This is a genomic window from Glutamicibacter sp. NPDC087583 (assembly GCF_044743685.1).
GTDB lineage: Bacteria > Actinomycetota > Actinomycetes > Actinomycetales > Micrococcaceae > Glutamicibacter.
In genome coordinates, this window is sequence record NZ_JBIUWY010000007.1 from 1 (window position 1) to 23,807 (window position 23,807).

The following is a 23,807-nucleotide window of genomic DNA, read 5'->3' on the forward strand; positions in this document are numbered from 1 at the left end:
GGTGTGGGAGAGTAGGTCACCGCCGGACTTAACTTGAGTAGATGGTTTGAGGCCCTGGTACCGTTTGGTGCCGGGGCCTCACCTGTTTAACCCGTACAGGGGCCAGGCCTGAAAGCCCGGCCCCTGTACCTGTTTAAGTACTGTACCTGTTGGCTTACGGCCTGCCTATTATCGAAGCATCGCCGAGAAAGCATCGCAATCACTTTGAGCCGCTACAAGCAGTTTACGGAGTGAGAAGACTAGTGGGCTGCTTCTTCGGCTTCAATTATTGACGCGAGTGCCAGGTCTTCGATGGTGAGCATCACGGTGCTATCCGACCGGTCAAATAGCTGCAGGGTGATGCTCCGGCCATTACAGCGCCACATGCCCACCGACTGATCTTCGTCGTCCCAAGGGCGCTCAGGAGTGCCATACAGTTGGGAAAGCTGTGCCTGCAGGACTTCGTAGCCATACTGGGCCACGGGGTCCTGGGCGTTCAGCGATCCGTAGAGGTGGGTGCAGACGCTGAGGAATTGCTGACGGTAAGTATCCCAGAAACTCACCATTTTTCCTGGCAGGCCGAGGTCTAGGCTCATCATTTGATGTGGTGAATCGTGGTCTTCGGCATCAACGTTGTTTCCGGAAACGAATCCAAGGGCACCGAACAAGACTTCACGCTCGACTTTGTTCTTCGGCCAGGGACCTTGGACCAGGCCCTGGACAACAGGCATGAGATCACGGGGACCAGGGGACAAACTTGGGGATGAGTCTGGTGGCGGCGTACTGCGAGCCTACCTTTGACGCTTAGTCTCCCGGAAGAGGACCATGAAATTGTGTTTCGCTTACAGGTCCTGCATCCAACGCAGATGCTGGGCGGACATCGCCGATGCGAAACGAGCCTGTCTCTGCTTTCGCACCGGTTGCCTGATGCTGCATCGTCGCTGCTTGACGTGACTGGCCGGCAACCCTACAGTCAAGGCACCGGGGACCTGGTGGTAAGGCCATAGCTACAGGAGCTTGCGATGGGACTATTGACATTCAGCATCAACGTCACGCTGGATGGCTGTGTAGATCATCGCGAAGGCATCGCCGACGACGAATTGCACGACTACTTCACACGACTGATGAATGCGCACGGAGCGATGCTCTGGGGGCGTGCCACCTACGAGCTGATGGAAGATTACTGGCCGGCCGTCGCTCATGGAGATATCGCAGCGCCGCCAGCTTTGCTTCGCTGGGCGCAGCAGCTGGAGGAGAAGCCCAAGTACGTTGTCTCGAGCACCCGCACCGCGTACTCGTGGAAGAATTCGCACTTGCTAAGCGGCGACCTACGCGCCTCGGTGCTGAAGCTGAAGGACCAGTACCCCAATGGAGTGCTGCTCGGTAGCGGCAAATTGGCAACGGTTCTGGACCGGATGGAACTTATCGACGAATACCACTTCCTAGTCCATCCAGTCATCGCCGGGCATGGACCAACCCTGCATGAGGCAGGATTGCAGGATTCCCGTCACCTCCAGTTGATATCAGCGCAGCCGCTGGCCAGCGGGGCAATCGCAGCCAGCTATCGGCGTGCAGGCTGATTCTCATGACGATGGCGATTTTGCCTTGGAATTCCGGGGCAGAATCAGGAAAGTGGACACCTTTTCTTGCCGGGTAACTTCGTGTTTTGCACGATGGCAGCAAGCGCTTGCATCCGCAGGCCGAAGCCACGAAAGCAGTCGAAGAAATAAGCGTCTTGGCAGAGGGCAATCTGCGTTGCCAAGGAGCGATGATCGCGTAGCGTAGGAATTATGGATACGCTTTTTTTCGCCCATCGCGGCAGCTCCCATAAATATTCGGAGAACACTCGTGCTGCCTATCTGCAGGCCATCGACGAAGGCGCCGATGGAATCGAATGCGACGTCCATCTGAGCAAAGACGGAATCGTCGTCTGCCACCACGATCCAACAGTCGACCGCACCTCTGATTCAGCCGGTCTGGTTGCCGGATTTACCTTGGCCCAGATGAAAGCCATGGACTTCACTGGAGTCGTTCCGAGCATGGTCCCGGCCGAGTACGGGGCGGAGAATGAACAGCTCCTGAGCCTCGGCGAACTTTTCGAGCTCATTGAAGCACGCGGCAAGCCAATTGGCCTGGCTATCGAAATCAAGCATCCAAGCCCCTATGGCCACCTGCTCGAAAAGGGTGTGCTGCAGGTTCTCGCAGCCCATGGCTTCGACCCGCAGACGGGCACGGCCGGCTCGCAAGGGCAGATCGCGGTGACCCTGATGAGCTTTGAGCCGAATTCCCTGCGCTATCTGGCACGCACCGTCAGCACTTCACTATTGTGCCAGCTGATGACCGAGGTCAACCCGGACTATGTCCGGCAGCTCATTGATTCCGGCGACCTGGGGCGAGCAGGTGTCTACGATGTTCTTTACCGCTCCGTGACTGAAGGAATCGAACTGATCAACGCAGGGGGAGCTGGCATCATTGGATCCGGGGTCGCCTGGACCCGAGCCAATGAGCATCTTGTGCGCCGATGGCTGGAACAAGGGCTGAAGGCGCGCATCTGGACGGTTGACCGTCCCGCGGATGCGCAATTCCTGGTGGACCTGGGTGTCGGGGAATTGACGAGCAACCGCCCGGCAGAACTGCGCAAAGAATTGGAGCTGAGCTAGGCCACATGAACACCGGAGAAATCGCACAGGTCAACCTGTACCTGCAGGACACGTACATTTTTGCTGCGGAGGCCCGAGTCATTGCAACGGGAAGCGGCGAAGACGGGCAGTGGATTGCCCTGAGCCCCAATATCTTCCATCCCCGTGGTGGAGGCCAGCCCGAAGACTCAGGCACCGTGGACGGGCTGCCTGTCTCAGTCCAGCGCGACGCGAATGCACTGGTGGTCTTGTACGGCGCCGGCGCCCGGCAGGTGGGTGATCAGGTCCTAGCTGAGATCGATGGCGAGCTGCGCCTTTCCCATGCCGCATTGCACACCGCAGGGCACGTCCTGGGCTTCGCTGGCGAAGACCGCGGCTGGCAGCACCAGGGCCACTCGCACTTCCCTGGGCAGTCGCGCCTCGACTTCGATCCGGCCAGCGTCGACCTGCCATTGGGCGATGAGAACGAACGGGCCGCCGCCAAGGCCTGGCTCCAAGGACGCGTCGATGAACTCATCGCTGGCGGCGGAGAAATCACAACGGCCACCGATGCTCAGGGCATCCGTACCGTGAGCATCGCCGGGGTGAATGCCGAACCTTGCGGTGGCACCCACGTGAAGCACCTGAACCAGCTGCAGCACGTCGAGATCGGCGACGCAAAGGTCAAGCGCGGTGTCTACAAGGTCAGGTACGATGCACGCCACGTCCGCTAGCTGGTTCACTCCGGCGACCAGGATGGGCCTTTCCATCGCGATCGCCACCGGGCTCTACGGCATTTCCTTCGGGGCCCTGTCCATTGCTGCAGGACTGGATCTGTGGCAAACCGTTGCCTTGAGCGCCTTGATGTTCACCGGCGGATCGCAGTTCGCCTTTATCGGCGTGATCTCAGGCGGAGGTGCTGCCTCGGCAGCGTTCTCCGCCGCTTCGCTGCTGGGAATCCGCAATGCCGTGTACGGGATGCAGATCAAGCAGGCATTGCGGCCTTTGGGACGGCATGTGCCCTGGATGGCCCAGGTGACCATCGATGAATCCACCGCAGTCAGCTTGGGGCAATCGGACCTGGCCGAGAAGCGCCGTGGTTTCTTCACCGCCGGGGTGGGCGTCTACGTCCTGTGGAATCTGTTCACCCTCGTCGGAGCCTTGCTCGGAGAACGCATGGGGGACCCCGCGGCTTGGGGGCTCGATGGCGCCGCGGTCGCCGCCTTCATCGGTTTGCTCTGGCCGCGCTTGAAGTCAGTTGAACCGGTCATGATCGCGATTGCGGCCGCAATCCTCACCGCGCTGGCTGTGCCGGTCACCGCGCCGGGCTTGCCGATTCTGGTAACCGCGGCCTGCGCTGCGATCTACGCGGTGGCCACCGGCCGCCGGACCCCGGCTGCGACCGAGCACGGCGATCTGGAAAGCATTGAGGAGGACCAGCCTTGAGCGAATTGAGCTGGTGGATTCTGGGAGCCTGCCTGACGGCCTACGCAATCAAGCTCTGCGGCTACTTTGTGCCACGCAAGGTTCTGGACTCGCCGACCATGTCCCATGTCGCGGCCACGCTGACCATTGCGTTGCTCGCCTCGTTGGTGACGGTCAATGCCTTCACCTCCGGGCAGGAACTGGTGATTGACGCCCGTATCGGTGCGCTCGCGGCGGCGATTATCGCACTGGCTTTCAAGGCACCCTATCTTGTCGTCGTTGTCGTCGGTGCTCTGGCGGCCATCGTCTTGAGGGCGAGCGGACTAGCTGCCTAGATATTGCCTGCAAGGCGGGTGACAAGCACAAGGCGTAGTGGGACAGTGGAAGCATGATTGTAGCTTTCTCCGTAGCCCCAAGTAACGACAACCCCAACGGTTCGGTCCACGATGCAGTGGCCGAAGCGGTGAAAATCGTCCGCGATTCTGGCCTCCCCAATCGCACCAGCTCCATGTTCACCGAGATCGAAGGTGAATGGGACGAAGTCATGGAGGTAGTCAAGCAAGCCACCATGGCCGTTGGCCGATTCGGTTCGCGCGTATCGCTGGTGTTGAAAGCCGATATTCGGCCCGGTTACGAAGGTGAGCTCGATGGCAAAATCCAACGCCTGGAGAAGGCTATTGAGGATAGTGAGGAGAACATGTCGTCATGATCCACCATTCTGCAGAGCACCATGCCGCAGCCGTCGATGAATATTTGGAACAGGCGCTGGGGTTGCGCGTTGATGCCTTGGAGGCAGGCCGGGAGCATTCCCATAGTGCCGGGCTTCCACGGATTGAAGTCAGTCCTGCCCAGGGAAAGTTCCTCCAGCTGCTCACCGAGATCACAGGTGCCCGGAGGGTCCTCGAGATCGGAACCCTCGGAGGCTACTCCACCAGCTGGCTCGCCCGGGGCGTCGGTGCAGCTGGTACCGTCATCAGCTGCGAATTTGAACCCCTGCATGCCTCGATTGCGCGTGAGAACTTGCAGCGGGCAGGGCTTTCAGAACGTGTTGAAATCCGGTTGGGGGCCGCTCAGGGTTCCATGGATTCGCTGATTTCCAAACGCGTTGCACCATTTGACCTGATCTTCATAGATGCCGATAAGCGCAACAACGTGCCCTACCTGGAACGCGCACTGGAGCTGGCGCATTCAGGCACCGTGCTGGTGCTCGACAACGTGGTGCGCAGCGGCGCGGTCTTGGATGACCCATCCCGGCATGGGACGCAAGAAGCCGATGTTCGCGGAATCCAGGACTCTTTGCGGTGGTTGCGCGATGACCCGCGCGTATCAGCCACGGCGCTGCAGACTATAGGCGTCAAGGGGTGGGACGGGTTCGCGCTAGCGCGAGTCCTCTAGGGCGTTGGATAGCGCTCGGGGCGCTCGAATTCGAGTTCCCCGGCTTCATCGTGCTTGAACGGCGGCGACTTCAGGATCAAGAAGTACACGCCCAATCCGCAGAGAAGACCCATCGGCGGGCCGACCCACAGGGCATAACCGGTATTGCGCACCAGCCCCGCAACTACCGGGCCAACCAGCATGGGAACGATGTAGTAGTAGTGGTCCGGTTCGGCCGGGCCCCAGAAGCGTTCGAACCTGGCCAGAATGCTGAAGCCGGCGGCTAGGAGAACGCATCCGAGCAAAATCACCCAGAAGGTCGAGGAAAGGCTGATGGTCAGGGTCAGGGAACCGACAAGGCCACCAGTCAAGGCAGCGTATTTTGTATTCCGGTTCAAGTCCGACCCCCCTTTGAGCCAAAAAGTTTACGACTACATGAATAGTTTTTCAAGCATTTGGACAGTCCGCAATACTACTTTAGTAGGAGGGGGCCTTGGTGCGTTGGAAGAAAATAGCGAAGTCACTGCCGTAGGCTAGAGAAGTGCCGCAAATGAACGACTACCGAATCCGACTGGCTACTGAACAAGACGTCCGCCCAGCGCTGCAAATGAAATTGCAAGCCTGGCGAGAAGCGTACGCCACACTTCGCGATGAGTCCTTTTTCGCCCACCATGAAGGCCAACTTGATGGCCAGACAGCCTGGTGGGAACGCGGGCTGGCATCCGGAGCGCAATTCTTCATCGCGGAAGACCGTGATGGCCGCATCATCGGGCTAGCCGGTGGAACTCCGGCCATCGAAGAAGACCAGGATGCCGGAGTGGACGTCGAATTGGGCATGCTCTATGTCCTGGAAGAGTACTACGGTACCGGACTGGGCCAGCACCTCTTCGATGTTGTCCTTGGACAGCACGACGCCCTGGTCTGGGTCCTGCAAGGCAACGAGAGGGCCCTGGCCTTCTTCGCGAAGCAGGGATTCACGCCTGATGGAACCAGTGAAGCCCTGACTGGCAGCTGGGATGGCTTAATCGAACAACGAATGGTGCGCGCGCGTGGCTAGGGATGCCAAGGAATCAATGCTCGGAGAGTATCCGATCGACACCGGAACGGCGATCATTGAAGCTGATCCCTACGGCGCCAGCCGCTATATCCTGAAGGTCAACGGCGTGCCCTCCTCCCATGTGGACCTGGAGGACCCGGCCTACCTCGATTTCGAGTACATGCGCTGGATGGAACCGGTCTTCGCCATCGGTTTCCCGGCCGGGCAATACGACGGGCGCGCCCGCAAGCTGCGCGTGCTCCACCTTGGCGGAGGTGGCTGCTCCATGGCCCGCTGGGTCGCGGCCAGCTATGAAAACGCCCGGCAGGTCGTGGTGGAGCTGGATGCCAAGCTGGCCGAGCTGGTGCGCGTCCACTTCGAGGTTCCGCGCGCTCCGCTGGTACGCCTGCGCGTGGGAGACGCAGCCCAGGTGCTGCCCACCTTGAGCGATGCGAGCCGCGATGTGATCATCCGCGATGTCTTCGCCGGGAGCACCACCCCGCGCGTGCTGACCACGGCGGACTACGCCCGCGAAGCCCAGCGCGTGCTGGATGCCGGGGGCGTCTACATCATGAATTGCGGCGATACCGCGGACCTGTCCGGCGCCAAGGCGGAAGCCGCGACGCTGCTGGAGGTCTTCGAGCATGTGGCCATGATCGCCGACCCGCCGATGCTCAAGGGCCGGCGCTACGGGAACATCGTGTTCCTGGCCAGCGACGAACCGCTCAAGCTCGGCCCTGCATTCGAACGCAGCCTGCGCACTGCGCCGTTGCCGGCGCAGCTGGTTTCAGGGGCGGCAGTGCAGCGCTTCGCCACCGGGGCCGTGCCGGTTACCGGCTAGCTCCCGGGGCCCATCCGGTATCCGCTCCCGTCTGCTGCGCGCTGCAGCAGGCCGTGGTCAACCATGTAGCGGCGCAGCAGCGCGACGTCCGGGTGGAATACCCGCAGCCGTTCATTGAGCTGCTCTTCGCGCAGTTCGTCCCCGGCTCCTATCACCGCATTGCGCAGGTAGACCAGCACTTCATGGCGGTCCGCTGGTTTCGCCGGGAGGCTATGCAGCCGGTGCCCGTCGAAGAAGCGGCGGATCCCGACGCGGTCGGCCTTCGCGGCCGAGGCCGAAGCCAAGGTCTTCTCCAGCAGTTCGTCGTTCAGCGCCCAGCCGGACCCCTCTTGGCGCAGAAGCCCGATGCTGGCCCAGCGCTCCAAGTCCTTGCGTTCGGACTTATTGGCCTGCTCGGGTACCCCGTGCCCGCTCAATACGGCCCCGAGAAGCCGGCGCATCGAGGGGTTCTTCAAGCCTGCGGCCACCTGGATCCACTGCCCAGCGGTGTTCTGTTGATCGCTCATAGAGCCCATCCTAGCCAGTGCCCGCCGGGACGGAGGCAAAAAACGCCCCGCCATCGCCGGAGCAATGACGGGGCGCCTGGAGGGCTTCGGGGCTATTTGACCCCGGCCCACATCTCAATCAGTCCGATGCCGAAGAACAGCACGAAAGCCGCGGAAACAACCCACATCAGCGGGTGGATTTCCTTGGCGCGGCCCTGCGTGGCGCGGATGAAGACGTAGGAGATGAAGCCGGCACCGATGCCATTGGCGATCGAGTAGGTGAACGGCATCAGGGTGAAGGTCAGGAAGGCCGGCAGCGCGATGCCCCAGTCGTTCCAATCGATCTTGGAGACTTGGGTGATCATCATGAAACCGACCACGACCAGTGCCGGCGCCACGGCTTCGAAAGGCACCAAGTAGATCAGCGGGCTCAGGAACATCGCGACGATCATCAGCAGGCCGGTGACTACCGAGGCCAGACCGGTACGGGCGCCCTCGCCGATGCCGGCACCGGACTCCACGAAGATCTGCGCCGAGGAGCTGGAGGTGCCGCCGCCGACGATCGCGCCGGCCGCATCCACCAGCAGGACCTTGTCCACGTTGGGGATCTGCCCGTTCTCGTCCATGGAACCCGCTTCGGAAGCCAGGCCCACCATGGTGCCCATGGCATCGAAGAAGATCGAGAGCAGGATGACGAAGGCCAGCAGCGAAGCGGCAGTGGCGCCGATCTTGCTGAAGGCGCCGAACACGCTGACCTGGCCGATCAGCGACAGGTCCGGAAGGGTCCACTCGGGCAGCGACGGAACCACCAGCGACCAGGTATTGGTCTCCATCGCGCCGATGTGGAAGACGGCTTCGAGGATGTTGGCAAGGATCGCAGAAACGACGATGCCGATCAGGATCGCGCCCTTGACCTTGCGCACCACCAGGGCCATGGTCAGCAGCAGGCCGACAACGAAGACCAGGATCGGCCAGCCCATCAGCTCTCCGTCGAAGCCCAGGCCCACCGGAACGGTGGTGTTCGCGGCATCCGGGAGGCGCTGGACGAAGCCGGCGTTGACCAGGCCGATCAGTGCGATGAACATGCCGATGCCCACCACGATGGCGGTTTTCAATCCGGCTGGAACCGCATTGAACACCGCGGTCCGGAACCCTGTGAGCACCAGGCCGAACATGACCACACCCGCAATGAGCACCAGGCCCATGACATCAGCCCAGGTCAGTTCCGGGTTGGTTGCCACGGTGATAGCGACGAAGGCGTTGACGCCCAAGCCGGTAGCCATGGCGAATGGGTGGCGGGCCCAGATGCCCATCAGGATGGTCAGGATACCGGCGACAAATGCGGTCACCGCGGCAACGCGCTGGATGCCCAACTCGCCGCCCGAGGAATCGGCACCGGAAAGAACCAGCGGGTTGAGGACGACGATGTAGCTCATCGCGAAGAAGGTGGCGATGCCGCCGCGAACTTCGGTGGAGAACGTTGAACGCCGTTCCGAAATCTTGAAGTATCGGTCGATGCGCGCGGTCATAGCATTCCCGGACGCGGTTTGTGTGGAGGAGGACATGGAAAAATTCTATGACGTTTCGGGCGCTGATTCATATCGATCCGAGTGTCCAGTAGGCTGTACGCGAAAACTTTAGACCCAACTCACACCTAGAACTGCGGAAGCAAGTACATTGGTGGTAAGGGAAATCACATCCCGTTATATCTGAGGTAGTTGAGGAGCGAGTCTGATGAGTGACGAAGCACCAGTCGCAGCAGAGAAGATTGAAGGAATTGTCGTTGGCGTGGACGGATCCCAGCAGAGCAGATGCGCTTTGCGCTGGGCCGAACGCGAAGCGGTACGCCGCGGCAGCGTGTTGAATATCGTGTCCGCCTACACCATCCCGGTGTTCGCCGCGTCCTCCATGGACGCAGGCTACTCGACCTTGGATGACGACCTGATCCGCGGGGGAGCCGAGGACATTGTGCGCCAGGCCCGCGCAGAGCTTGAAGGCAGCACGGCGGCCATCCGCACCTATATCGAATCCGGCGACCCGTCCGGCGTGCTGCTGGACCTGAGCCAGGACGCCGAATTGGTAGTGGTCGGAACCCGTGGCCGCGGTGGCTTCGTTGGCCGCCTGCTCGGCTCGGTTTCCTCGGCACTGCCCGCGCACTCCAAGTGCCCGACCGTCGTGGTTCCGCTGGCCATGGCCAAGGAGCAGGAAGAGGCCGGTGCCGCCGCGGCGTCGAACCGCAACTGCATCGTGGTCGGCGTTGACGGTTCAGACCGCGCGCGTTCAGCGGTGCTGGCGGCCGCGGACGCGGCCATCGCCAGCGACCTGACGCTGCGCCTGATCTGCGCGGTGCCGCCGGTGGGGGCGGCGCTGGCATGGATGCCGGCGACCGTTGACCAGGAAGCCGTGCTGGAAGATGTGCGCTACCAGATGAGTGTGGGCTCCAAATGGCTGAAGTCGCACTATCCGTCGCTGAAGATGGAAACCGACGTGGTCTCCGGGCCTCCCGTCGAGGTGCTGATCCGCGAATCCGAGCATGCGGTACTGACCGTCACCGGCTCGCGTGGCCGCGGCGGCTTTACCGGGATGCTGCTTGGCTCAACCTCGCAGGGCGTCTTGCACCACTCCAAGGGCCCGGTGATGGTCGTGCCGGACTCGGATGACCCTCGCCTGGAGAACCGCAAGGACTTCGATACGCGGGCGCAGGAGCAGTGACCGCACGCCTGTAGCCAGAATGCACGAAGGCCGCACACCCACCAGGGTGTGCGGCCTTCGTGCTCGAGGGGTGGCGCTTAGTAGCGGGCTGCCTTCGGGTAGAGGTTGTTGACGTAGCTCAGTGGAGTCACCGAGATGCCGGCGTTCGGGTTGCGAGCGTGGACGACCTGGCCGTTGCCGATGTAGATGGCTACGTGGTAGAACGAGGAACCGCCGTTGGAAGACGAGAACACCAAGTCGCCTGGGCGCAGGTTGCTCAGCGACACGTACTGCGGGGCGCTAGCGAACTGCTGGGACGAAGTACGTGGCAGGCTGATGCCGGATTTGCCGAAAGCTCGCTGCGAGAAGCTCGAGCAGTCGAAAGCATCGGGACCGTTGGCACCGTAGACGTAGTACTTGCTGGGATCATCCGCGGTCTTCAAGGCCCAGGAAAACGCTGCTGAGTAGTTGCTGCCGGACTGCGGCGCGACTTCAGGCTTCGGCTCCGGCTTAGGTTCCGGCTTTGGCTCAGGCTTAGGCGCTGGCTTCGGGGTGACCTTCGGCTTGGGCTCCGGCTTTGGCTCAGGCTTGGGTGCCGGCTTCGGGGTAGCCTTCGGCTTCGGCTCGGCCTTTTTGGTGGGTTCCGGCTTCGGTTCGGCCTTCTTGGTTGGCTTTGGCTCCGGCTTTGGCTCGGCCTTCTTGGTTGGCTCTGGCTTCGGCTCGGCCTTTTTGGTTGGCTCTGGCTTCGGCTCGGCCTTTTTGGTCGGTTCCGGCTTCGGCTCGGCCTTTTTAGTTGGTTCCGGCTTTGGCTCGGCCTTTTTAGTTGGCTCCGGCTTCGGCGCTACGGGAGGCTCGACAGCTTCCGGTTCCTCTTCAACCTTCTCAGGCTCCGACTCGACCGTTTCCTCTTCAGGTTCGGCCTGCTCCAGCTCACGTGGCTTTTCAACCGAGAGCGGCTGAACGGAGTCTTGCTTCGTTTCGGGAACCTTGGCGGTTTCCTCTTCGGCGATGGCGTCCGCGAGAGCTTTTTCCTGCTCCTGCGTTTCGCGCTCTTCAACCGCCTGGCGAACCTCGGCCTCTTCCTTCTGCTTCAAGGTAGCGAGGTGGCCGATCAAGTCATCGCGCAGCTGCTTCTCAGGTGCGATAGCTGCTTCGTAGGTGGACAGGGTGCTGTTCGCGGTCGCTGCGGCTGCGTCATAGTTGGCTGCAGCTTCTTCGGCGGCGTTCTGTGCCGCATCAGCATATTCCTGCCAAGCCGAAACGAGGCCTTCGGCCTCGGTGGCGGTGTTGACGGACTGGACCTTCTGTTCGCTCAACGCGTCGATGGTAGCGGCCTTGTAGAACAGGTCGCCTTCCTGGTTGTCATCAAGGAGCAGGCTCAGGGTCGAGGTGCCTGCACCATTGCGGTAGATATCCGAAGCGATAGCACCCAGATCGTTGCGGCTCTGCTCCAGGTAAGTCTTTGCGTACTCGAGCTGTTCTACAGCCTTCTCGGCCGCAGCGGTGCGCAGATCGCGCTCTTCGCCGGCGGTGAGCAGGGATTCCTGAGCCTGAGCGGCCTCAGTTTCAACGCGCTTCAGTTCGGCGCGGCTGGAAGCCAGGGAAGCTTCGATGCGCGCGATCATCGCGTTCGTCGAAGCCTTATCCTTCTTTGCGTCCTGGACCTCTGCGTCCGAAGGTAGCGCGGAAGCGCTAGGTGCGGCAGCGATGGCCACAGACTGAGGAAGCAGAGCTGAAGTAGATGCGGAAGCGGGCAAAGCGCCTGCAATGCAGGACACCGCTAGGGCTAGGGTGCTTGCAGCAACACCGAGCGTGTGGCGAGTAGCCATATCGTTCCTCACTAAGTACTTGGATGACGCGGAGTGCGTGAGTCGTGACCTTCACCGATGAGTAGGTCACGATTCGGATAAGACTCCAAATAGCACATTAGGCCAATTAAGACACGCTTGGCAACACTGTTCACATCAGTCACATGAATCCCATTCGTGTAATTCGCCTGGGTATTCGGCGGTGATCTGCGAAGATAGTGGCATTTGGGATCTGTGTGGCTGATCAAGAGTGGCTGGGAAATTACTCAGACATATATCTCGCCTCGTTACCAAGGTATCGATTGTCGTGAAGCTTGGGTAACGTGCCGGAGGGGAATGTGCGGCTGCAAAAAAGGTTTGCCTTTAAAAGTGAAGGTACTCCGGGAGGGCGCAAAGCTCTGCTTCGCTGGGTCTGCCTCGGAGGCGCCGGCTCCAATGGCGAAATCCTCTTGAAGGGGTGCGGTGCCGTGCTCCCAATCGGGATCACCTCGCTGCCCTTGGTGGCGGAGGGGCCCAGAGCTGCTGGGTGGACAAGGGCAAGGGACATGCCAGGTTCCTCCGGCTGGCTGCACCTGATCACGCCCGGATAAAGCAGCCGCTAGCGGGGCAACGGGAAACCGACCGGCGCGCCAGTCGTTGCGAAACGGCTTTTGGGCGGCTTGCCCGCCGGTCGACTGGACCCGGATGGCGATTCCAAGCGCCACGCCTGTGCTTTGGGTCTCTTTCGACCTCGACGCGACCACTGTATTCGAGTATTTTTGTGAGGCAGATCTCAAAAGAAGATTCTGCGGATTTGGGGCTATGACCACCCTAAATCGTGCAATTTTGCGTCGTCGATTCCGAAGTGATGGGCCACTTCGTGCATCACTGTAATCCCAATTTCCCGCACTACATCTTCACGTGTTTCGCAGGCTCGAAGCGTCGGATTCTTGAAGATCGTTATGCGGTCGGGAAGTGCGCCCGTGCCCCAGTCCAGGTCCCGTTCCGTGAGTGCAATACCCTCGTATAACCCCAGAATTTCAGGGTTTTTGGGTTCTCCTGGAAGCGGCTCATACTCGTCTTCGATGAAGAAGATGACGTTGTCCATCATGGCGAATGCAGCCTCCGGAATGGCGTCGATGGCCTGCTCGACCAGGGTCTGGAATTCGTCGTCATCCATCTCAAAAAGCATGCTTCCAGACTAGGCCCGCGCACCCGATTTGGCATGGGTGAAACTCGTCCAGGTGCCGATTTTGCAAAAGCAAAAAACACTGCGTATAGTTATTGGAGTCCGCTACGGAGAAGCAAGAAACCGAAGCGAACAACTTAGGCCCCCATCGTCTAGCGGCCTAGGACACTGCCCTTTCACGGCAGCGGCACGGGTTCGAATCCCGTTGGGGGTACAAACAACCATTATGTGGTTGTCAGATGGAGAAATCCATTGGCTTGCGAAAGCAAGGCCCTGTAGCGCAGTTGGTTAGCGCGCCGCCCTGTCACGGCGGAGGTCGCGGGTTCAAGTCCCGTCAGGGTCGCTCAATTTACTATTTCAATAGTAGATTTGGTGTCCACTTAGTGGTACCAGGCTCTGTAGCTCAGTTGGTAGAGCGTTCGACTGAAAATCGAAAGGTCACCGGATCGACGCCGGTCGGAGCCACGCAGGCCCTCGGTTTATCCCGGGGGTTTTACTGTGTGACTTGAATTTATTCAAAGCACTAGGCCCTGTAGCGCAGTTGGTTAGCGCGCCGCCCTGTCACGGCGGAGGTCGCGGGTTCAAGTCCCGTCAGGGTCGCACACTAAACAGAAGCTCCGGATTCCGGGGCTTTTGCTGTATCCAGGGGCAGTTAGTTCGCGCGGCCAAGATGCCGCGGTCCAATCCAGCGATTGCTCAGCCGGCGATATGCGGCGGCGGCGCTAGTCATGTCCTCGTCTTCCAACGCCTGAATGCCGTGCATCAAGTCGTTCGCGGAATCATCGGGCCACACAATTTCTGCCAACAGGCCATAATCCAGTTCAATGACCGATCTGTTGTCGAAGGATTCCAGCCATCCGCCAAGGCTGCCCAGCTCCTCGAAGAGCTGCGACTGCGGCGCATGGGATGCCAGCGCTTGGACTGCCCAAGCCAGGCGGTCAATGGCTTGTTCGAAGGTGGCGTACATGCGAACCGTCTTCAGCTGCTCACCGCTGTGAACCAGCTCGTGCTCGTCGTCCTCGCGGAAGAGGGCAAACCAGCCCAGCGGGATGCCCCATGAAGAGGTCCTCGTGTGAAGATGGGTCAGGTCATTGGCCAGGCGGTCGGCATCAACGCGTTGTGCGTTAGCCTGCCGCGCTGCCGGCGGTACCAGCAGGTCGAAAACCTCGGCCCGCATGGCTTCTTCGGCTTGTTCGGCAGCGAGCAGGCTGCGTGCCTGCAATTGCCCCGGGCAATAGCGCGTGTGCTCGGCCCCTTGGTAGTCCAAGGACTTCACGCTGCGGAAGAATTCCGGCTCATTGTGCGGGAACGGGTCGGAGACATGGCGCAGGGTGCGGCTCCACAGCCGCTCGTTCTCGAAGTCATCCCACTGCTCCGCGGTGCGCCGCGGGGTACGCAGGATGATGGACTGGGCCCAATCCTCGAAAGCATCCAGCGGCTCGTAGACGCGCAGGTGCGCTGTAGCTGCGGTCAGCTCTGCGGCGGGCCCAATCATCTTTGCCGCCATGACTAGTCGGCCAGCTCCACGATGACCGGGGCGTGGTCGCTGGCGCCCTTGCCCTTGCGTTCTTCGCGGTCAATGCTTGCGCCGGTTACGCGTGCGGTGAGCGCAGGCGAGGTGAGCGAGAAATCGATGCGCATGCCTTCGCCCTTCGGGAAACGCAACTGCGTGTAATCCCAGTAGGTGTATTCGCCTTCGGTGTGCGGGCGCACGACATCGGTGAAGCCCAGCTCCTCGAAGGCAGCGAAGGAGGCGCGCTCTGGCGCCGAGACGTGGGTCAACTTGTTCTCGAGGAAGAAGTCGATATCCCACACGTCTTCGTCCTTTGGCGCGATGTTCCAATCGCCCATCAAGGCAATCTGCGCCTCGGGGTTTTCCGCCAGCCATCGGGCGGATTCCTGCTTGAGCACATCCAGCCAGTTCAGCTTGTAGCCCATGTGCTCATCATCCAACGCGCGTCCGTTGGGTACATACAGGCTCCAGACACGCACTCCGCCACAGGTTGCCGCGATGGCGCGAGGCTCCTGGATCGGATTCTTGCCGGCCTTGCCGAATTCCGGCTGCCCGGGGAAGGTGCGCTCAACATCCTCGAGGCCAACGCGAGAAGCGATGGCAACGCCATTCCACTGGTTGACTCCGAAGTGCGCTACCTCGTAATCGTTGTTCTCGAACAGTTCCCAGGGGAAATTGTCGTCTTTGCACTTAGTTTCCTGGATAGCCAGGACATCTACATCGGTACGTCGCAGCCAGTCCTCAACACGGTCGGCGCGGGCTCGCAGCGAGTTCACATTCCAGGTTGCAATCTTCACTAGTTCAACCTATCAAGTTTGCTGTCTTGTGCCACTTCAATTTAGTTGGAAGTCCGAGTATATTCGACACTAGTAGGTGACCTCAATCACTCAAAGGAGAGTCTGTTGCCTGAGATTCTGACCGAACGCCGGGGGCACCTGGGGCTCATTACGCTGAACCGGCCGAAGGCCCTGAACGCCCTCAACGCGGACATGTGCCGCGACTTCCTCGACGTGCTGCTGGAATGGCGCGATGACCCGGATATCGCTCAGGTAGCGGTTATGGGCGCAGGGGAGCGCGGCCTGTGCGCCGGCGGGGATATCGTGGCGATCTACCGGGATATCTTGGACCGCAGCGGTGCTTCGGCTGACTTCTGGCGCATTGAATACCAGCTCAACGTCCTGATCGACGAGTACCCCAAGCCGTACATTGCGCTCATGGACGGAATCGTCCTTGGCGGCGGCATCGGCATCTCGGCGCATGGCAGCCATCGCATAGTTACCGAAACCAGCCGTTGCGGCATGCCGGAAGTCGGTATCGGATTCTTCCCGGACGTAGGCGGAACGCATTTGCTGGCGCGTGCCCCGCATGCGGCCGGACGATTGGCGGCATTGACTGGAATGAAATTCGGCGCGGCCGACACCATCGCTTTGGGCCTGGCCGACTCGTATGTGCCCGAGGCCCGGATCCCCGACGTGCTCGCAGACCTCGAGGTCCAGCCGGCCGCGTCGGTGCTGGCCAGCTATGCCGAGACTCCGGAGCCTGGCTTCCTGCACGAAGAATGGGTGCAGGCCTTTGGCGAGGCAAGCACCCCAGCGGTCATGCGTGCACTGGAGCTGCACGAGTACCCGCAAGCCCAAGAGGCGTTGAAGGCATTGGGCGCCGCCTGCCCGAGCTCGGTGCGCTTGGCCGAAGAACTGATCCACCTGGCTGGAGCGGATTTGAGAAAAGACCTGCAGCGAGAGTATCGGGCTGCCGTTCACCGGCTTGATGACCCCGATTTCGCCGAGGGGATTCGCGCCGCAGTCATCGACAAGGACCGCACCCCGCAATGGACGGAAGCAGTCCCGGGGCTAAGCCCGGGCCAGCGCACGCAACGGCATTTGGAGCCCCTGTTCGGGGCAGAACTAACTTTCGCACTGCTCGGTGAAGATCTAGCGGAAAAGAGCCACTCATGAACGCAAAACCAGTTATCGGATTCCTGGGCATGGGCCATATGGGATTGCCCATGGCCATCAACCTGCACAAGGCAGGCTACCGGATCAAGGGCTTCGACGTGGTTCCTGATGCGGTGCAGGCCGCCCGAGAAGCAGGCATCGGCACCGTGGCTACCGGAGCCGAGGCGGCCGCCGGCGTGGACATCGTCATCACGATGTTCCCTTCGGGCAAGCACGTGCTCGATGCCTACCGCGAATACCTGCTCGATAGCGCCAAGCCCAATACGCTGTTCCTGGAGTGCTCCACCATCGACGTAGCGCAGGCCCGTGAAGCGGCGCAGCTTGCGGTCTCCGCGGGGCATCGAAGCGCCGACGCTCCGGTGTCCGGGGGCGTGGTCGGGGCAGAAGCGGGGACTTTGACGTTCATGCTCGGTGCGCAGGCCGAAGATCTCGGAGAGATCACCCCGCTGCTGGAGCACATGGGCAAGCGGATCGTGCACTGCGGCGGGTACGGCGCAGGCCAGGCCGCCAAGGTCTGCAACAACATGCTGCTGGGCATCTCGATGATTGGCGCTGCCGAGGCCTTCGTGCTCGGAGAACGGCTGGGCTTGGAGCACCAGGCGCTCTTCGATGTCATTTCCTCCGCGTCGGGGCAATGCTGGTCGGTCACCACCAATTGCCCGGTGCCCGGACCTGTGCCTGCTTCCCCTGCCAATCGCGATTACCAGCCAGGATTTGCCGCAGCGCTGATGGCCAAGGACCTCGGCCTGGCAGCTAGCGCGCTGGAGCATACGAGTACCGATGCCCAGCTCGGCTCCCTGGCCGCAGCGCTGTACCGCAAGTTCAGCGATGAGGGCGATGCGGGAACCGATTTTTCCGGGATCATCAACGCGATCCGCGACGGATCGCTATAGGAAGTCCCCGGAGGCCTTGCGGAATCGGGCCAGGATCTCGAAAATCTCGGTGGCGTCGGTGCCGGAGAGATCGCTCTGGGCAAAGAGCTTTTCGTTCAGATCGCCGCGGGCCGCTGGCAGCACTTGCTGGCCTGCGGCCGTGAGTTCCAAAAGGCGGGTGCGGCCGTCGGTCGGGTGCGGGATGCGCCGCACCAAACCGGTAGCTTCCAGGCGGTCTACCGAATTGGTCAGGCTGGTGGCGTGGACCTGCAGGAGCTGGCTGGCTTGGCTCATGGGCAGGGAGCCGCGCTTGGAGAAACCGAGCAAGGCGAGTACTTCGAATCGCGCAAAGGTCAGCCCGTGCGGCTTGAGGATGGCATCGGCTCGCTGCAGGTAAATCGATGCCGTGCGCATCACCGCGGTAATTGCGGCCATGGAGTCGGCCTCGGCTGACCATCCATGGGAAATCCATTGTTCCCTGGCTTGCGCGATTGGATCGCGTGAGAGCGGAGAAGTCATGTGCATACCCCCAAAAGAAGACTTAGTCCAACAATATACTTGGACATCCTATGGTTTGGAAGGAATCCCCGGATGGACCTCTTGAATGTGGCCGGAGAACTAAGTGGAACCGAACGGCAGCGACTGCTTGGAATCAGGCAGGTAGCGCAGCATCAGGTGCGCAAGCAGTCCGTTGGCTATTGGGACCGCGAAGAATTTCCGACCGAGCTGATTGGAAAACTGGCCGAACTCGGACTGGGCGGATTGCAGCTGGGGGACAGCTCGCATTTGCTGCGGGGGCTGATCCATGCAGAACTCGCCCGCGCCGATATTTCAATCTCATCCGTGGTCGGCATCCACAACGAACTGGTGCTCGGGATGATCCGCGATTTGGGGTCGGAGGAGCAGCGCGAGCAGTGGCTGGGCAAGCTCGCCGGCTTTGAAGCCTACGGCGCATTTGCGCTGACCGAACCGGAACATGGATCGGATATCGCCGGCGGCATACGGAGCACCGCGCAGCGCGACGGGGACCAGTACGTTCTGAACGGGGCCAAGCGGTGGATCGGCATGGGCACCTTCAGCGATTTCGCGCTGGTCTGGGCCAAGGACGAGGAAACTTCGCAGGTCGGGGCCTACCTCGTTGAAGCGGACCGCCCTGGATATAGCGCTTCCAAGATCGAACACAAGATCGGGCTGCGCAGCATGCAGAATGCGGATATTCGGCTGGAGAATGTGCGGATTCCCGTCGCGAATAAGCTTCCAGGGGTGACCAGCTTCGCTGCGGCAAACCAGCTATTGATGCAATCTCGCGCGTGGGTGGGGTGGCAGGCTGTCGGCGCGATGATGGCAACGCTCGACATCTGCAGCGAGTACGTCGCGCAGCGCCAGCAGTTCGGGCAGCCGCTGGCCGCTTTCCAGTTGATTCAGCAGCCCCTGGCCGAAATTGCAGGCAACCTGAGCGCCTGCCTTTCCATGATGGGCGATATTGCCCGCAAGCAAGAGCGCGCGGAATTGCACATGGTGGATGCGGCAATGGCGAAGTCCACTGCCACCCGCCTGGCGCGGGATTCGGCCGCCTTGGGCCGAGCGATGCTTGGCGGCAATGGCATTGTGAGCGATTTCGAAATGGCCAAGGTCTTCTGCGATGTCGAGATTCTCCATACCTATGAAGGCACCTATGAAATCAATTCGCTGATTGTGGGACGTGCCCTGACCGGAGTCAGTGCCTTCGTGTAGCCGGGGCATCCGTCCGTTGGAATCTTTCCAGCTAATTCATAACAAGTACTTTCCAAAGCGGAAAGTACTTGTTATGGTTGGGGAACTCGGAAGATCAAAGCCAAAGGAGCAGGACAATGAAGATTCCATTCAGCACCTGGTACACCATCATCACCGTTGCGGCAGGTCTGGCCTTCGCGGCAATGGCCATGACCGCCTATGCCACGGGCAACAACTCCCTGATCTTCATTGGCATGGGCTTCTTCATGGCAATTTGCATGACCATGACGTCCGTCTACGCACAGCGCCAGCAGAAGGCTCGCAAGGCGGCCAGCAAATGAGTTCCGGCAAGAAAATGAGCCCTGAAGAGCAACTGGCCGCCCTGGGGTTGGCGCAGCAGGGAATGCAGCGTGCCGCCGGGTACGGAGCCAAATTGCTGGGCACCTATTGCATCATCTTGGGAGTGCTCATGGGCGGCCTGGCTGCTCTGCTGCAGGTCTTTCGTCCCGATGCGGATTTTATCGGCTTCATCGTCATCATGGCGTTGTTCTGCGTATCCGTTGCAGCGATGTCCTTGGCTTACGGGAAGCTCTACCGCTCGCTGCCGCGCGGGCATTCCAAGATGTATCTTCGGGGGTTCATTGCGAGCATGGTGCTTTACGCGGTGGCAGTGGCCTTGCTCGGGGCGGGACCCATGGGCTGGGGCGCCATCGCGTTGATCTGGATTATCGTTGCCGCGCCGTTGTTCCTGACCGGAATTGCGATGGTGCGCAAGTGAATGCCCATGCTCGCGAACGGCTCAACGACGACTTCTCCAACCCGGTACGGCTTTCACTGATGGGCTCCTTGCAAGCCGTGGACGAAGCCGATTTCAAATCCTTGAAAGAAGCCATCGGTATTTCGGATTCGGTGCTTTCCCGGCATCTGAGCGCACTGGAAGCCGGCGGTTACGTGCAGATCAAGAAAGGGTATGTGGGCAAAAGGCCTCGTACCTGGGCGAAGCTGACTTCAGCTGGGCAGGAGGCCTTTGCGCAACATGTCCAGGCGCTGAAGGAAATCACCGGCTTGGGGTAATCCTCAAGCGCGCCACCATTTGTCCCAGTAGGTGGCCGGTACGGTGCGCTTGTGCCGGGATCCCACGAAGCGCCTTTCGATGACCTCGGCCGCCGCAGGGTCAATCTCGCGGCCTTCGAGGTAGTCATCAATCTGCGGATAGGTCAGGCCAAGTTCCTCTTCATCTGCGCGCAGCGGCTGGCCGTCCAGCAGGTCCGCGGTAGGCTCCTTGGCCCACAGCAGCTCAGGAGCCTGCAGCTCGCGCAGCAGTGCCTGGTTCTGGCGCTTATTCAGCCCGGCCAGGGGCAGGAGGTCCGCTCCGCCATCGCCGAACTTGGTGAAGAAGCCGGTAATCGATTCGGCCGCGTGATCGGTGCCCAGGACCAGCATCCCGCGGTCCCCGGCCATGGCGTACTGCATGATCATCCGGGTGCGGGCCTTGAGGTTTCCGCGGTTGAAATCGCTCAGCGCCAGGTGGCCCGCATCGGCCAGGGCTTCATCGAAAGCGGCGACAGGCTTTTGGATGTTCACCTCGAACTGTTCGTCGGCAGCCACGAAATCCATGGCCGCTTCCGCATCGGCCGCATCCTTCTGCACGCCATGCGGCAGGCGCACCGACACGAAGTGCGCCTCGCCGCCGGATTCGCGCACCTCTTCGACGGCCAACTGGGCTAAGCGCCCAGCCAGCGTTGAATCGATGCCGCCGGAGATGCCCAGCACGAAACCCCGGGCGCCGGTAGCGGCCAGATAGTCCTTGAGGAAGTCGATACGACGGCGAATTTCGTCGGCCGCGTCGATTTCCGGGCGCACGCCCAGCTCTTCAATGATCTTTGCTTGCAGTTCACGCATGCTTCTAATCCTAGGCATGAGCCCTCGCCGTGCGGTACCGCTGCACAGGCTGGGAACGAAAGTTAATCTGTTCTCAACAAATCCCGGAGGGGCTATTCGGAATCCTGGTCCGGGTTCCAGCCGAGATTGCGCGCAATCTTTTCCAAGGCTTCGACCACCGCGTCATATTCGGAACCGTCCAGATCCTGGCCGAACTGGGTGCGGATCTTTTCCACGAGCTCACTGAGCTTGAGCAACGAGGTGTGGCCCCGATCGGTGATGGAATACTCGCCGTTGATTGCCGTAACCCAGCCGGATTCGATCAACTCGGCAAGGTGCTCTCTCAATGATTGCGGTTCATCCGGCGAGGCGAAGAACGGGGAAAGCCCGGCGTCCAGTTGCGCCTCGGTGGCAGGTTGCTGCTCCAGCAGGTTGAGCACCTGCCATTGCCTGCGTGTCACACCGTGCTCTTCCAAAGTCGCTGCAAACTGCTCGTCAATCAGCGAATCCACCAATTTCAGCCAGTAACCCAAGGGGCGTTTTGCGTTCATGGAATCAGCCTAGCCATGATGCCGACTAGAATCGAGGGTATGAGCGAAACCAGCGCCCGTGAGCGACTAAAAGAACTGATCCAAGAACTAGCCATTGTGCGCGGCAAGGTCACCTTGTCCTCGGGCAAGGAAGCTGATTACTACATCGATCTGCGCCGTGTAACCCTGCACCAGGAAGCATCGGGCTTGGTTGGCGAAGTCATGCTTGGCTTGCTGGACGAGGCCAAGCTGGAATTCAGCAATGTGGGCGGCTTGACCATGGGCGCTGACCCGGTAGGCACCGCCATCATGCACACCGCCCGGGCCAAGGACCGCGCCATCGACGCTTTCGTGGTCCGCAAGGCGCAGAAGTCCTACGGCATGGGCCGCCAGGTCGAGGGCCCGAGCGTCGAAGGCCGCGATGTCATCGTGCTCGAGGATACTTCCACCACCGGCGGTTCGGCGCTGACCGCTGTCGAGGGCGTGCGCAAGGCCGGCGGCAACGTGATTGCCGTGGCCGTGATCGTTGACCGCGACACCGGAGCCAAGGAACGCATCGAAGAAGAAGCCGGCGTTCCGTACCTGTTCGCCTACGGCAAGAACGAGCTGGGCCTGTAGCCGGCAAGCGATTCCCTGCACAGCACCTCGTTGCCCACCGGAGAATTCCCGGTGCGCGGCGGGGTGCTCTGCTTTTCCCGGCTAGCTGCTGCGCGCGGGGCCCGTGGTCTCGCGCGGGACGAGCACGGCAGGCAGGTGGCCGGGGGAGCGGACGTCCTCGCCCGCAAGCAGGCCCAGCAGCATGCTCACCGCCTGGGCGCCCATCTCATGCAGCGGCTGGCGCACGGTGCTCAGCGGGGGAGAGGACTGTGCCGCGGCCGGGATGTCATCGAAGCCGATGATCGAAAGATCGCCGGGAACCTGCAGCCCGCGCTCGCCGGCCACCTGCAAGGCGGCCAGGGCCGAGAGGTCATTGGCCGCGAAGATCGCCGTGGGCGGCTGGGGCAGGTCCAGCAGGTCATGGGCGGCCTGCACCGCGGCATCATGCTGGTAATCGCCATCGTGCGACAGCTGCCCATCGAATTCCACGCCGGCCTCTTCCAGCGCTTGGCGGTAGCCCTGCTCGCGCAGGTGCGCGGAAGCCAGGTCCCCGCGCCCTCGGATGTGCCCGATGCGGCGATGGCCCAGATCCAGCAGGTGCCGGGTGGCCGTATAGGCCCCGGAACGGTTGTCCACGTCGATGGCGATCGGCATTTCCGGACCGGCATGCGGGTCAATGGCGACGACCGGCACCGAGCTGTGCGGGACTTCCACGGTGGGGGTGACGATGATGGCGCCGTCGATCAGCGTTCCGCCCAAGCGGGACAGGGAGCGGCGTTCCCAGCCGGCATGCCCTTCGGGGGAAAGGTTGCCCGCGTAGGCCATCAAATCGTATTGGGTTCCGCGCAGGGTCGCGGAGATGCCGTTGAGCAGGCCCAGCGAGAAGGGCTCGAACTCCGCCACCAGGATGCCGATGATGTTGGTGCGGGTGCTGCGCAGCGAGGAGGCGACCAGCGAGGTCTCGTAGCCCAGTTCGCTGATGACCTGGTGGACCTTGGCGATGGTGGCCGGGGCGACCCCGTAGCGGCCGTTGACGACCTTCGAGACGGTGGAGACGGAGACCTGCGCGGCGCGCGCGACGTCGTTGATGGTCACGCGTGCGCTGGAAGGCTCGCCGGGGATCTGCGGCTGCTGGGCATTGGCGATCCCGGGGATTCCGGTCTGAGGGGTCATCACGTCACTAACAGTAGCGCAAAATACTCCGGAATTCCGTGACTTCACGGGGGCATGACGACCGATTGCGGATCTTTCGACAACGTTTTCGCAATGGATTTCGAAAACGTTATCGAAAACGATTGACATGACCTGCGTCACGGTGCAA

Annotated in this window: 29 protein-coding genes and 4 tRNA genes; 21 read left to right on the forward strand and 12 right to left on the reverse strand. The window is 61.3% G+C overall.

All coding sequences use genetic code 11. From position 1 onward, the window contains the following. Positions 1-239 precede the first annotated feature (239 nt). Positions 240-710, reverse strand: coding sequence for a hypothetical protein (locus tag ACIOU9_RS15165; RefSeq protein ID WP_402697441.1), 471 nt, complete (start codon positions 708-710; stop codon positions 240-242). A gap of 291 nt (positions 711-1,001) precedes the next feature. On the opposite strand from ACIOU9_RS15165, the gene ACIOU9_RS15170 reads away from it, so the two are divergent. The 7 genes from ACIOU9_RS15170 to ACIOU9_RS15200 all read left to right on the forward strand — a co-directional run bounded on the left by ACIOU9_RS15170 (position 1,002) and on the right by ACIOU9_RS15200 (position 5,417). Beyond that, entirely contained in the window at positions 1,002-1,559 is a 558-nt protein-coding gene (locus tag ACIOU9_RS15170) for a dihydrofolate reductase family protein (RefSeq protein ID WP_402697443.1), read from the forward strand. Between the two features lie 210 nt (positions 1,560-1,769). After that, positions 1,770-2,639: a glycerophosphodiester phosphodiesterase gene (locus tag ACIOU9_RS15175; RefSeq protein ID WP_400343223.1), complete on the forward strand. Its 870-nt coding sequence runs from the start codon at positions 1,770-1,772 to the stop codon at positions 2,637-2,639. 5 nt (positions 2,640-2,644) lie between these two features. After that, positions 2,645-3,331 carry a hypothetical protein gene (locus ACIOU9_RS15180; RefSeq protein WP_402697445.1) on the forward strand — a complete coding sequence of 229 codons (687 nt, stop codon included), beginning with the start codon at positions 2,645-2,647 and terminating at the stop codon, positions 3,329-3,331. Further along, positions 3,312-4,043 (forward strand): AzlC family ABC transporter permease, encoded by a 732-nt coding sequence (locus ACIOU9_RS15185; protein ID WP_286134236.1) that lies wholly within the window; start codon positions 3,312-3,314, stop codon positions 4,041-4,043. Before ACIOU9_RS15180 ends, ACIOU9_RS15185 begins: the two co-directional genes overlap by 20 nt. After that, on the forward strand, positions 4,040-4,357 hold the full coding sequence (locus ACIOU9_RS15190; RefSeq protein ID WP_105657874.1) for an AzlD domain-containing protein: 318 nt from the start codon (positions 4,040-4,042) through the stop codon (positions 4,355-4,357). The genes ACIOU9_RS15185 and ACIOU9_RS15190 overlap by 4 nt, the downstream gene beginning before the upstream one ends. A 53-nt stretch (positions 4,358-4,410) precedes the next feature. Next, positions 4,411-4,731 carry an MTH1187 family thiamine-binding protein gene (locus ACIOU9_RS15195; RefSeq protein ID WP_400291005.1) on the forward strand — a complete coding sequence of 107 codons (321 nt, stop codon included), beginning with the start codon at positions 4,411-4,413 and terminating at the stop codon, positions 4,729-4,731. After that, positions 4,728-5,417, forward strand: coding sequence for an O-methyltransferase (locus ACIOU9_RS15200; protein ID WP_133834982.1), 690 nt, complete (start codon positions 4,728-4,730; stop codon positions 5,415-5,417). Before ACIOU9_RS15195 ends, ACIOU9_RS15200 begins: the two co-directional genes overlap by 4 nt. On the opposite strand, the gene ACIOU9_RS15205 is transcribed toward ACIOU9_RS15200, so the two are convergent. Next, positions 5,414-5,794 carry a hypothetical protein gene (locus tag ACIOU9_RS15205; protein WP_402697447.1) on the reverse strand — a complete coding sequence of 127 codons (381 nt, stop codon included), beginning with the start codon at positions 5,792-5,794 and terminating at the stop codon, positions 5,414-5,416. The two genes, ACIOU9_RS15200 and ACIOU9_RS15205, sit on opposite strands and share 4 nt — an antisense overlap. 152 nt (positions 5,795-5,946) lie before the next feature. Between ACIOU9_RS15205 and ACIOU9_RS15210 the strand changes: the two genes are divergently transcribed. Next, a complete protein-coding gene (locus ACIOU9_RS15210; RefSeq protein ID WP_286134237.1) occupies positions 5,947-6,453 on the forward strand; it encodes a GNAT family N-acetyltransferase in 507 nt (168 codons plus the stop codon). Next, a complete protein-coding gene (locus ACIOU9_RS15215) occupies positions 6,446-7,273 on the forward strand; it encodes a spermidine synthase (protein WP_402697449.1) in 828 nt (275 codons plus the stop codon). The genes ACIOU9_RS15210 and ACIOU9_RS15215 overlap by 8 nt, the downstream gene beginning before the upstream one ends. Here the strand turns inward: ACIOU9_RS15215 and ACIOU9_RS15220 are convergent. Next, the gene (locus tag ACIOU9_RS15220) at positions 7,270-7,779 is read right to left on the reverse strand and encodes a DUF2087 domain-containing protein (protein ID WP_181148870.1); all 510 of its coding nucleotides are present in this window, start codon (positions 7,777-7,779) and stop codon (positions 7,270-7,272) included. The genes ACIOU9_RS15215 and ACIOU9_RS15220 overlap by 4 nt on opposite strands. 92 nt (positions 7,780-7,871) lie before the next feature. Continuing rightward, positions 7,872-9,323 (reverse strand): NCS2 family permease, encoded by a 1,452-nt coding sequence (locus ACIOU9_RS15225; protein ID WP_402697452.1) that lies wholly within the window; start codon positions 9,321-9,323, stop codon positions 7,872-7,874. Between the two features lie 169 nt (positions 9,324-9,492). On the opposite strand from ACIOU9_RS15225, the gene ACIOU9_RS15230 reads away from it, so the two are divergent. Further along, positions 9,493-10,470: a universal stress protein gene (locus ACIOU9_RS15230; RefSeq protein WP_105657882.1), complete on the forward strand. Its 978-nt coding sequence runs from the start codon at positions 9,493-9,495 to the stop codon at positions 10,468-10,470. Between the two features lie 77 nt (positions 10,471-10,547). Here the strand turns inward: ACIOU9_RS15230 and ACIOU9_RS15235 are convergent, their stop codons facing one another. Together ACIOU9_RS15235 and ACIOU9_RS15240 are read right to left on the reverse strand one after the other, a co-directional pair. Then, complete coding sequence (locus ACIOU9_RS15235) at positions 10,548-12,278, reverse strand: NlpC/P60 family protein (protein WP_402697454.1); 1,731 nt, start codon at positions 12,276-12,278, stop codon at positions 10,548-10,550. Positions 12,279-13,056: 778 nt separating this feature from the next. Next, on the reverse strand, positions 13,057-13,428 hold the full coding sequence (locus tag ACIOU9_RS15240; RefSeq protein WP_133834977.1) for a metallopeptidase family protein: 372 nt from the start codon (positions 13,426-13,428) through the stop codon (positions 13,057-13,059). 138 nt (positions 13,429-13,566) lie between these two features. On the opposite strand from ACIOU9_RS15240, the gene ACIOU9_RS15245 reads away from it, so the two are divergent. From ACIOU9_RS15245 to ACIOU9_RS15260, 4 genes are all read left to right on the forward strand, one after another. Further along, positions 13,567-13,639: transfer RNA gene (locus ACIOU9_RS15245), tRNA-Glu, on the forward strand. A gap of 55 nt (positions 13,640-13,694) precedes the next feature. Further along, positions 13,695-13,768: transfer RNA gene (locus ACIOU9_RS15250), tRNA-Asp, on the forward strand. A gap of 49 nt (positions 13,769-13,817) precedes the next feature. Continuing rightward, a tRNA-Phe gene (locus ACIOU9_RS15255) sits at positions 13,818-13,890 on the forward strand. Between the two features lie 61 nt (positions 13,891-13,951). After that, positions 13,952-14,025: transfer RNA gene (locus tag ACIOU9_RS15260), tRNA-Asp, on the forward strand. A gap of 52 nt (positions 14,026-14,077) precedes the next feature. Here ACIOU9_RS15260 and ACIOU9_RS15265 read toward each other — a convergent pair. Continuing rightward, positions 14,078-14,932, reverse strand: a complete 855-nt coding sequence (locus ACIOU9_RS15265) for a hypothetical protein (RefSeq protein ID WP_286134704.1) — start codon at positions 14,930-14,932, stop codon at positions 14,078-14,080. A 2-nt stretch (positions 14,933-14,934) separates the two neighbouring features. Beyond that, positions 14,935-15,735 (reverse strand): exodeoxyribonuclease III, encoded by an 801-nt coding sequence (locus tag ACIOU9_RS15270; RefSeq protein WP_105657885.1) that lies wholly within the window; start codon positions 15,733-15,735, stop codon positions 14,935-14,937. 105 nt (positions 15,736-15,840) lie between these two features. Here ACIOU9_RS15270 and ACIOU9_RS15275 point away from each other — a divergent pair, with 105 nt between their 5' ends. Further along, positions 15,841-16,893: a 3-hydroxyisobutyryl-CoA hydrolase gene (locus tag ACIOU9_RS15275; RefSeq protein ID WP_105657886.1), complete on the forward strand. Its 1,053-nt coding sequence runs from the start codon at positions 15,841-15,843 to the stop codon at positions 16,891-16,893. Then, positions 16,890-17,786, forward strand: a complete 897-nt coding sequence (mmsB, locus tag ACIOU9_RS15280) for a 3-hydroxyisobutyrate dehydrogenase (protein ID WP_105662664.1) — start codon at positions 16,890-16,892, stop codon at positions 17,784-17,786. Before ACIOU9_RS15275 ends, mmsB begins: the two co-directional genes overlap by 4 nt. Here mmsB and ACIOU9_RS15285 read toward each other — a convergent pair. After that, a complete protein-coding gene (locus ACIOU9_RS15285; protein WP_105658003.1) occupies positions 17,781-18,284 on the reverse strand; it encodes a MarR family winged helix-turn-helix transcriptional regulator in 504 nt (167 codons plus the stop codon). The two genes, mmsB and ACIOU9_RS15285, sit on opposite strands and share 6 nt — an antisense overlap. Positions 18,285-18,356: 72 nt before the next feature. On the opposite strand from ACIOU9_RS15285, the gene ACIOU9_RS15290 reads away from it, so the two are divergent. The 4 genes from ACIOU9_RS15290 (at position 18,357) to ACIOU9_RS15305 (ending at position 20,552) form a co-directional block, all read left to right on the forward strand. Continuing rightward, the gene (locus tag ACIOU9_RS15290; RefSeq protein ID WP_133834976.1) at positions 18,357-19,499 is read left to right on the forward strand and encodes an acyl-CoA dehydrogenase family protein; all 1,143 of its coding nucleotides are present in this window, start codon (positions 18,357-18,359) and stop codon (positions 19,497-19,499) included. A 116-nt stretch (positions 19,500-19,615) separates the two neighbouring features. After that, entirely contained in the window at positions 19,616-19,819 is a 204-nt protein-coding gene (locus tag ACIOU9_RS15295) for a hypothetical protein (RefSeq protein ID WP_105657889.1), read from the forward strand. Continuing rightward, positions 19,816-20,256 (forward strand): hypothetical protein, encoded by a 441-nt coding sequence (locus ACIOU9_RS15300; RefSeq protein ID WP_105662662.1) that lies wholly within the window; start codon positions 19,816-19,818, stop codon positions 20,254-20,256. Before ACIOU9_RS15295 ends, ACIOU9_RS15300 begins: the two co-directional genes overlap by 4 nt. Then, complete coding sequence (locus ACIOU9_RS15305) at positions 20,253-20,552, forward strand: transcriptional regulator (protein WP_105657891.1); 300 nt, start codon at positions 20,253-20,255, stop codon at positions 20,550-20,552. Before ACIOU9_RS15300 ends, ACIOU9_RS15305 begins: the two co-directional genes overlap by 4 nt. 3 nt (positions 20,553-20,555) lie before the next feature. Here the strand turns inward: ACIOU9_RS15305 and nadE are convergent, their stop codons facing one another. Both nadE and ACIOU9_RS15315 read right to left on the reverse strand, forming a co-directional pair. Next, entirely contained in the window at positions 20,556-21,380 is an 825-nt protein-coding gene (gene nadE / locus ACIOU9_RS15310) for an ammonia-dependent NAD(+) synthetase (RefSeq protein ID WP_133834975.1), read from the reverse strand. A 92-nt stretch (positions 21,381-21,472) separates the two neighbouring features. Further along, complete coding sequence (locus tag ACIOU9_RS15315; protein WP_105657893.1) at positions 21,473-21,910, reverse strand: MarR family winged helix-turn-helix transcriptional regulator; 438 nt, start codon at positions 21,908-21,910, stop codon at positions 21,473-21,475. Between the two features lie 39 nt (positions 21,911-21,949). On the opposite strand from ACIOU9_RS15315, the gene pyrE reads away from it, so the two are divergent. Continuing rightward, complete coding sequence (pyrE, locus tag ACIOU9_RS15320) at positions 21,950-22,507, forward strand: orotate phosphoribosyltransferase (protein WP_181148872.1); 558 nt, start codon at positions 21,950-21,952, stop codon at positions 22,505-22,507. Positions 22,508-22,588: 81 nt separating this feature from the next. On the opposite strand, the gene ACIOU9_RS15325 is transcribed toward pyrE, so the two are convergent. Next, on the reverse strand, positions 22,589-23,659 hold the full coding sequence (locus tag ACIOU9_RS15325; RefSeq protein ID WP_105657895.1) for a LacI family DNA-binding transcriptional regulator: 1,071 nt from the start codon (positions 23,657-23,659) through the stop codon (positions 22,589-22,591). Positions 23,660-23,807: the final 148 nt, after the last annotated feature.